This window comes from Azospirillum sp. B4 (assembly GCF_000333275.1).
GTDB lineage: Bacteria > Pseudomonadota > Alphaproteobacteria > Azospirillales > Azospirillaceae > Nitrospirillum.
This window is the reverse complement of record NZ_BACU01000433.1, coordinates 1-8520: the sequence shown is the minus strand read 5'-3', so window position 1 is coordinate 8520 and position 8520 is coordinate 1. Positions and strand designations below refer to the sequence as shown.

The window sequence follows — 8520 nt, the reverse complement described above, 5'->3', positions numbered from 1 at the left end:
GGCCCCATCTTGCGGGCGATCATGGCGGAGGGGAAATTCCACGGCGTGATGGCGCCCACCACCCCCAGCGGCTGTTTCAGGCAGACGATGCGGCGGTTGCCGGCGTGCGCCGGGATCACCTCCCCATAGGCGCGCTTACCTTCCTCCGCGAACCATTCCAGGAAGGCGGCCGCGTAGGCGATCTCTCCCCGCGCCTCGGCCAGGGGTTTGCCCTGCTCCCGCGTCAGCAGTTCGGCCAACGCGTCCTGGTTGGCCAGCATCAGGTCGTACAAGCGGCGCAGAATGCGCGCGCGGTCGCCGGCGGTGCGCGCCGCCCAGTCGCGCCGTGAGCGCTCGGCGGCCGCGATGGCGCGATCGGCTTCCGCCGCCCCCATGTCAGGCACCGTGCCCAGCAGGTCGCCCGTGGCGGGATTGGTGACGTCCAGCGTCGAACCGCTGTCGGCGGCACACCAGCAGCCGTCGATATAGGCCTGCTGTTTCAGGAAGCGCGCGTAACTCGCGTAACTCATGGGGCGGGGCTCAAGGCTTGGGGATGGTTGCGACTGCGCAACAACCTCCCCCGACGCGCTCCGTCGGTCGACCGCGCCCTGGACGGCTGCCCACTGCGCGGTCGCGATCCCCGGTTTAGAACGGGGTAACGATCTGGCGGACGGCCTTGCCCTCGGCCAGCAGGTCCAGCAACTCGTTGATGTCGGGCAGCAGGCTGATGGAGGTCAGCAGCTTCTGCACCGGAAGCCGCCCCGCGCGCCACAGGGCGATGTACCGGGGAATGTCGCGGGAGGGGATGGAGGAGCCCATGTAGCTGCCCACCAGGGTCTTGCCATCGGCCACCAGCGACACGGCCGGGATGGAAAGCATTTCCGAGGGATGGGGCAGCCCCACGGTGACGATGCGGCCGCCGCGCCGGGCCGCGGCATAGGCCTGGGCCAGGACGGCGGCCTTGCCCACCGTCTCGATCACCACGTCGGCGGGCGGCAGGGCCGCCGCCTCGTCCGGCGCCACGGCCCGCGCCGCGCCCAGTTCCAGGGCCAGGGCCCGTTTTTCCGGGGACGGGTCGATGGCCGTCACCGGCTGGGCCCCCGCCGCCAGGGCGCCCAACAGGGCCGCGAGGCCCACGCCGCCCAGGCCGTAAATGCGCAGGCTTTCGCCCGGGCGCACCTGGGCGGTGTTCATGACCGCCCCCACGCCCGTCAGCACGGCGCAACCGAACAGGGCCGCCACCTCCGCCGGCACGTCGGCATCGATCTTCACGGCGGAGCGGCGGTCGACCACCGCATGGGTGGCGAACGCGGAAACGCCCAGATGGTGATGCACCGGCTGCCCGTCCAGCGACAGCCGCCGGCCGCCGCGCATCAGCCGGCCCTCGCCATTGGCCGCGGCGCCGTTCGGGCAGAGATAGCCCTGGCCAGCCGCGCACACCGGGCATTGTCCGCAGGATGGCAGGAAAACCAGGACCACCCTGTCGCCGGGCGCGAATCCGGCGTCCTCCTGATCGCCCACGGCCACGACGGTGCCGGCCGCCTCATGCCCCAACGCCATGGGCATGGGGCGTGGCCGGTCACCGTTGATGACGGAGAGGTCGGAATGACAGAGGCCGGCGGCGTCGATGCGCACCAGAAGTTCCCCGGGCCGGGGATCGTCCAACTGCACCGTCCGAACCGCCAAGGGCAGGTTCGTTCCATAGGGCCGCTCGTTATCGCCGCTACGGGCCAATACCGCCGCCGTGATGTCCATCATTCCGCTCCCTCAGTTCTTGCCACGCCCGGCCGCCTGCGGCGGGACGCGATCACCCATGATCGCATCCCGCTCCCAATCTGGTCCGCCCTAACCGCGGCGGCCCCACTTCTCTTCAAAGGCCCAGACGTCGTCGAAGCCGATCAGAGAGCAGAATTCCTTGAAATTGAAGATACCTTCGGGGTCACCTTCGCCCCGTTCCTTAAGGTCGACCAGTGCTTTCTTCATCGCCGTGGCCGCCACCAGGCTGGTCAGCGAGGGGTAGATGGAGAAGGCGTAGCCGATCTCCGCCAGCACCTTGGCGTTGGGCACCGGGGTCAGGCCGCCGTTGGCCATGTTGGCCATGACGGGCTTGTCAAAGCGGGCGCAGGCCGTCCGCATTTCCTCCTCGGATGTCAGCGCCTCCGGGAACAGGACGTCGGCCCCGGCCTTGGAATAGGCCTCCAGCCGGCGCAGGGTGCCGTCCAGGCCTTCACTCTGCCGGGCGTCGGTGCGGGCGATGATCAGGGTGTTCTGCTTGTCCTGCCGCGCGTCGCAGGCCACCTTGATCTTGTCCACCATGTCTTCCAGCGAGATCAGGCGCTTGTACGGCGTGTGCCCGCACTTCTTGGGGAATTCCTGGTCCTCGATCTGGATGGCGGTCACGCCCGCCGCCTCATATCCGCGCACGGTGTGGTGCACGTTCAGCAGGCCGCCGTAGCCGGTGTCGGCGTCGGCGATCAGGGCCGCCGTGCTGGTGCGGGCCAGCGTGCCCATGCGGTCCACCATCTGGGTGTAGCTGGCGATGCCCGCGTCCGGCAGGCCATAGGCCGACGCCGTCAGCCAGTAGCCCGTGCCGTAGACCACGTCGAAGCCCACCTGGTTGGCGATCACCGCCGTGATCATGTCCTGGATGCCGGGCACGACGAAGAATTTCCCGGCGGCCAGCTTTTCGCGAAGAATGGGGTTAGGCATTTTCTCTCAACCGATTTCGTTGCTTGATCGCAATAATCATTCAGCGGCTTGCGCCACGTGCCATACCGGCTGGCGCGGTGCCGGCAGGCCGGTCTCGGCCTGGCAATTGGCGCGCAGGGTCTCGATGTCCGGGCCGAAGTTGAAGGTGGGGATGGTGTCGCCACGCGCCGCCCGCATCCGGGCCCGCAGCACCTCCGTGGCGGCGGCGTCGACCTCGCCGTCCACCAACACGACGCCGTAGCGGCGCGCCCCCTCCGCCGTCACCAGGCCCTGGCGCAGTTCCTTGGCCAGCAGGGAGGGGTCACGCTCCAGCGGGTCACCCCAGCCGCCGCCGCCCCAGGTGATGAAGTGCAGCTGGTCGCCGGCCTCGACCGGATGGTTTTCCAGCTTGTTGCCCAGCACCACTTCCGTCCCGTCGGCCTTCACCAGGATCTTGCGGGCGCGGGCGCCGGGCTCACCGCCATTGACGCCCCAGGGCGGCACGAACCACCGGTCGTCATGGATGGCGATCACGCCCGGCTCCAGGAAGCGGTAGACCATGTTGATGCCGTTGCCGCCGCGATGCAGTCCGGCCCCACCGCTGTCGGCCACCGTCTCATAGCGCTCGATGCGCAACGGGAAGTACCGCTCCAGGAACTCATTGGGCACGTTGGTGAAGCCCGGCCACAGCGAATGGCCATCGGGCCCGTCGCCCAGGGGGCGGCCGGGGATGCCGCCGAAGCCGATCTGGAACAGCTGGAACCACTTACCCTTCTGGTCGGTGCCGGCATAGAACAGGTGCGGGCTGGAGGAGAAGCCGGCGGCGTTCAGGAATTCCGGCGTCTTCTGGCCCAGCAGGCCGCCCATGATGTCGAACAGGCGACCCAGCGCGTGGGTGCGGCCCGACAGCGCGGCGGGGAAGCGCGGCTTCAGCAGGGAGCCCGGCGGGATGCGCACGTCAATCAGCGGATAATAGCCGTCGTTGAACAGGATCTGCGGATCGAACACCATGATCATGTAGATGCCGAAGAACATCTTCATCATGTTTTCATTGAGGAAGAAGTTGATCGACGCCGCCGACTGCGGATCCGTCCCGTCGAAGTCCAGGATGACGCGGCCGTCCTCGCGCCACATGGTGCATTTGATCTTGTAGGGGCCATAGCCCAGGCCGTCATCGCAGACATAGTCCTCGAAGCTGACCTTCTCCTCGCTGACCGAGGTCTCGATCAGCTTCTGCATGGCGCGATAGTTGCGCTCCAGCAGCAGTTCGGTGGCGGAGGTGTAGATGTCGTCGCCAAAACGCTCCGCCATCTCCACCACCCGGCGGGCGGCCACGCGGCAGGAGGCGATCAGGGCGTTCAGGTCGGCCTTGCACCAGTCGGGCGTGCGCACCTGGTGCATGATCAGCTTGATCAGATCCTCGTTATAAACGCCCTTCTTCCAGATCTTCACCGGGGGAATGCGGACACCTTCCTGGAAGATGCTGGTGGCGTCGATGGGCATGGAGCCGGGGACCATGCCGCCGATGTCCGACTGGTGGCCGAACATGGAGGTGTAGGCCAGCAGGCGGCCGTCCTTGAACACGGGCAGCAGGACCAGCCAGTCATTGCAGTGGCTGATGGCGCCGCCCACCGAATAGGGGTCGGACAGGAAGATCATGTCGCCTTCCTCGACCGTGCCGTCGAACCCCTCCAGGAAAGGGCCGATGTAGCTGCCGAACTGACCCACGATCATGCGGCCCTTGTGGTCCGCGATCAGGGGGAAGGCGTCGCCCTGTTCCCGGATGCCGGGCGACATGGCGGTGCGCACCAGGGTGGCGTCCATCTCGATGCGGGCGTTGCGCAGCGCGTTCTCGATGACTTCCAGCGTCACCGGGTCCACGGGGACTTGGGCAAAGGGCGTGGTGTTGGCCTGGATGATCGTTGCGGGCATGTCGTTGGTCCCCCTGTCAGGCCGGGTTGATGAGGATGTTGCCGACGGCGTCGACAGTGCCGACGCAGCCGGCTTCGATGAGGGTGGTGCTGTCCATCTCGATGACGATGGCGGGACCGGGAATGACGTCCTTGGCCCGCAGCCTCGCGCGGTCATAGATCACGGCCGGGCGCATGGCGCCGTCGGCCCACAGCTCGTGGTCGCGGATCTTGGCGCCCGAGGGGTCGCCGTCACCCTCCGGCAGCCGCGGCGCCTCCAGCTCCAGCACCGGCCCCAGGGCCACGGCGCGCAGGTTCACCAGCTCATGCGCGCTGTCCATGTTGAAGGTGAACAGGCGGTTGTGTTCCTCATCGAACCGGGCGGTGACGCCGGCCAGGCCATCGCGCTTCAGGGTCTCGGCGTCGATCGCCAGCGGCACTTCGAAGGCCTGGCCCTCGTAGCGCACGTCCAGCTCGAATTGCGAGGTGATGTCGCCGTCGGCGATGCCCTCGGCCGCCAGCTCCGCCCGGGTCTGGGCCGCCATCTCCTCCAGCAGGGCCAGGACCTCGTCCTGGCTGGTCTCGCTGACGCGGCGGGAGAAGCTGCGCGCCGTCTCCGTGCGCATGCGGGTGGTGGCGTCACCCAAGGCGCACAGCACGCCGGGGCTGACCGGCGACACGGCGGGCCAGCTGCCCATCAGCCGCGCCACGGCGTTGACGTGCAGCGGGCCGGCGCCGCCGAAGCCCATCAGGGCGAAGTGGCGGGGGTCATAGCCCTGCTGGACCGAAATCATGCGCAGCGCGCCGAACATGTTCTCGTTCACGATGTCGATGATGCCGCGCGCGGCCTCCATCAGCCCGATGCCCAGGGCGTCGGCGATGGTCTGCACCGACCGCCTCGCCCCCTCGCGATCCAGCTTGAAGGTCCCGCCCAGCAGCGCCTCGGGCAGGTAGCCCAGGACCACGTTGGCGTCGGTGACGGTGGGCAGGGTCCCGCCCTTGCCGTAGGCCACCGGCCCCGGCACGGCACCGGCCGATTGCGGGCCGACGCGCAGGGCCTTGGTCAGGTCCGGCACATAGGCGATGGAGCCGCCGCCGGCCCCCACCGTCTTCACGTCCAGGGAGGAGGCGCGGACCGACAGGTGCCCCACCTCGGTGGTGCGGACGCGCCGCGGCTCCAGGTTCTCGATCAGCGCAACGTCGGTGGAGGTGCCGCCCACGTCCAAGGTCAGGATGTTCTTCAGGCCGGCGTTCCTGGCCACCCACAGCGCGCCGGTGACGCCGCCCGCCGGCCGGACATCAGCAGCGAGACCGGATGCTCTTCCGACTCTTCCGACGACATCAGGCGCCGTCGGACCGCAGCAGGGACAGGGAGCCCGCCATGCCGGCGCCGCGCAGCTTGGCGCGCAGGTTGCGGACATAGCCACCGACCACCGGCCGGACGGAGGCATTGGCCACCGTGGTCAGGGTCCGCTCGTACTCCTGCATCTCGGGCAGCACGACATGGCTGAGCGAGATGGGGATGTCCGGCATGATCTCGGCCGCCAGTTCCGCCACCCGCCGCTCATGCGCGCCGTTGAGATAGGCGTTCATCAGCGACACCGTCAGCGCCTGCACCCCCTGGGCCTTCAGCGTCTCCAGGGCGGCGCGGATCCCGGCCTCGTCGATCGGACGCACCTCATGGCCCTGGGCGTCCATGCGGCCCTCGATCTCCACGGTGTCTTCCAGCGTGGCCAGCGGCGTGGGCTTGGGCCACACGATCCAGCCGGCCAGGCCGCCGGGCACGAAGCTGCGGGCGATCTGCATGATCTGGCGGTAACCTTGGGTCACCACCAGGCCGACGCGGGCCCCCTTGCCTTCCAGCACGGCGTTGGTCGCCACCGTCGTGCCGTGCAGGAAGAACTCGATGTCGGCGGGGGTGATGCCGGCCTTGGCGCCGATGGCCTCCACCCCGTTCAGGATGCCGACGGAGCTGTCGTGCGGCGTCGACGGCGTCTTGTGACGCCAGAAACGGCCGCTCTTCTGGTCAAGCAGCAGCAGGTCGGTGAAGGTACCGCCGACATCCACACCCAATCGATACGCCATGGTGACCCCAAGCAGTTGGAAGCGCCGCAGGATGGTGGTGCGCCCGCATCCCATCCGCGATAAGGGCGCAACGGTACCGTCTGGCAACCATTCGGGCGCGGCCGGTCGGTGGCGCTGTCCACTCTGCGGTTCGATGCGCCTGTTTCAGGTGCATGGATGCAATTTTGCGCGTTAACTCGCACCCTGGGGGACGGATGTGCCGTCCCGGGGATAAGCGGACTGGTTGAATGGCGATAACGGAAAAAACCGCCTGGTTTTACCGGGGGCCGGGCATGGGCGCCGGGGGCGGCCCGCCGGGGGCGGATGCGTCCACCCTTGCGAATGTACAACTTTCCCCTATAGGTGATGGACAAGCCGCCACCAGCCAACCGCGATCGCCGATGGATCTGCCACCTTCGATTTCCGGCCTGGGCCCAGAGCAGCTTGACCATTCGGCGCCCACGCCCCTGTATCACCAGATCTATCTGCTGTTGCGGGAAAAAATCCGAAGCGGCGACTTTCCCGCCCATTCCCTGATCCCGGGGGAACAGGATCTCGCCAAGCTGTTCAACGTGTCACGCGTGACGGTGAAGCGATCCTTGAATGAGCTGGCGGCCCACGACCTGGTCAGCCGCCACCGGGGCCGCGGCACGGTGGTGACGGCCTCGGCCGCCCTGCCCCAGGTGCATGGACGGTTCGACAACCTGATCGAAAGCCTTCTGACCCTGGGCGTTGAAACCCAGGTCCAGGTGCTGGAGGTCACGGAAACGGTCGCCCCGGCCGCCGTGGCCATCCAACTGGAAGTCGAATCGGCCACCACGGTGCAGCGGGTTGTGCGCCTGCGCATGCTGGCGGGGGAGCCGTTCTCCTATATCGTGCAGTACATGCCCCTGGACATCGCGTCGCGCATCAACCCGGCCGACATGGAAACGGTGCCGACCCTGGTTCTGATGGAGCGGGCGGGCGCCGCCGCGCATGAGGCGGAGGAATGGATCACAGCCGTGGCGGCGGAGCCGCATGTCGCCGTGGCGCTGGAGATTTCCCCCGGCTCCCCCCTGTTGCGCATCGAGCGGCTGGTGCGGGACAGGAATGGACGCAGTGTCCAGATCATCCACGGCATGTATCGGCCTGACCGGTTCAAATACCACGTGCGCTCCGGCCGCAAGGGCATGGGCGGCTGGAAGTCGGAGGGCTGACCAGCCTGTGGACAGGCGGCATGCTCCGGACTTCCCGGCGCGGGCGCGAAGAAGGACCCTGGCTCCCTAAACCTTAAAAAAAGGCAGGGGGCTAGGATCATGAAGAAATTAAGGAAAGTGGACGCGTCGATGGCGGTGCTGCTGGCGCTTGCCGCCGGGGGCGCGCATGCGGCGGAGCCGCAGGTGGATGAGGTCATCGTCACAGCGCAGCGCGTGGGCCAACGCCTGCAGGACGTGCCCGTGGCGGTGACGGCGGTGACCAGCGCGACGCTGGACCGCATGCAGATCACCACCGCCAACGACCTGGGGCGCATCGCCCCCAACGTCAATTTCACGGCGGGCACCGGCGGCACCACCCAATTGCGCCCCTACATCCGGGGCGGTGGGGTCAGCGACGGCGGCAACGTGACGTCCGAATCCGCCGTCGGCGTCTATGTGGATGATGTCTACCGGGCGCGCCTGTCGGGCGCCGTCATGGACTTCCTGGCCCTTGACCGGGTGGAGGTGCTGCGCGGCCCCCAGGGTGTGCTGTATGGGCGCAACTCCTCCGCCGGCGCGGTCAAGCTGATCACCCGGGCGCCGGAACCGGACCTGACCGGCTTCGTCGAAGGCGGCTACGGCAACTGGAACCAACGCCAGCTGAAGGGCTATGTCACCGACGCCATCAGCGCCAGCGGCGACTG

At 68.0% G+C, this 8520-nt stretch carries 8 protein-coding genes; 2 read left to right on the top strand and 6 right to left on the bottom strand.

What is annotated here, in order from left to right:
* The 6 genes from I55_RS18965 to I55_RS37795 all read right to left on the bottom strand — a co-directional run.
* Positions 1-509 (bottom strand): aldehyde dehydrogenase family protein (locus I55_RS18965; RefSeq protein ID WP_044562146.1); only part of this gene is annotated, 509 nt, incomplete at its 3' end.
* A gap of 115 nt (positions 510-624) precedes the next feature.
* Positions 625-1737, bottom strand: coding sequence for a zinc-binding dehydrogenase (locus tag I55_RS18960; RefSeq protein ID WP_252181212.1), 1113 nt, complete (start codon positions 1735-1737; stop codon positions 625-627).
* 87 nt (positions 1738-1824) lie between these two features.
* On the bottom strand, positions 1825-2688 hold the full coding sequence (locus I55_RS18955) for an oxaloacetate decarboxylase (RefSeq protein WP_044562145.1): 864 nt from the start codon (positions 2686-2688) through the stop codon (positions 1825-1827).
* 36 nt (positions 2689-2724) lie between these two features.
* Positions 2725-4599 (bottom strand): hydantoinase B/oxoprolinase family protein, encoded by a 1875-nt coding sequence (locus tag I55_RS18950; RefSeq protein ID WP_044562144.1) that lies wholly within the window; start codon positions 4597-4599, stop codon positions 2725-2727.
* A 16-nt stretch (positions 4600-4615) separates the two neighbouring features.
* On the bottom strand, positions 4616-5998 hold the full coding sequence (locus I55_RS37800; RefSeq protein WP_286364309.1) for a hydantoinase/oxoprolinase family protein: 1383 nt from the start codon (positions 5996-5998) through the stop codon (positions 4616-4618).
* Entirely contained in the window at positions 5919-6662 is a 744-nt protein-coding gene (locus I55_RS37795; RefSeq protein WP_199902646.1) for a hydantoinase/oxoprolinase N-terminal domain-containing protein, read from the bottom strand. Before I55_RS37795 ends, I55_RS37800 begins: the two co-directional genes overlap by 80 nt.
* 380 nt (positions 6663-7042) lie before the next feature.
* On the opposite strand from I55_RS37795, the gene I55_RS18940 reads away from it, so the two are divergent.
* Together I55_RS18940 and I55_RS18935 are read left to right on the top strand one after the other, a co-directional pair.
* Complete coding sequence (locus tag I55_RS18940) at positions 7043-7837, top strand: GntR family transcriptional regulator (protein WP_049974271.1); 795 nt, start codon at positions 7043-7045, stop codon at positions 7835-7837.
* Between the two features lie 99 nt (positions 7838-7936).
* The coding region (locus tag I55_RS18935; RefSeq protein ID WP_148293834.1) for a TonB-dependent receptor plug domain-containing protein at positions 7937-8520 on the top strand (584 nt) is incomplete at its 3' end.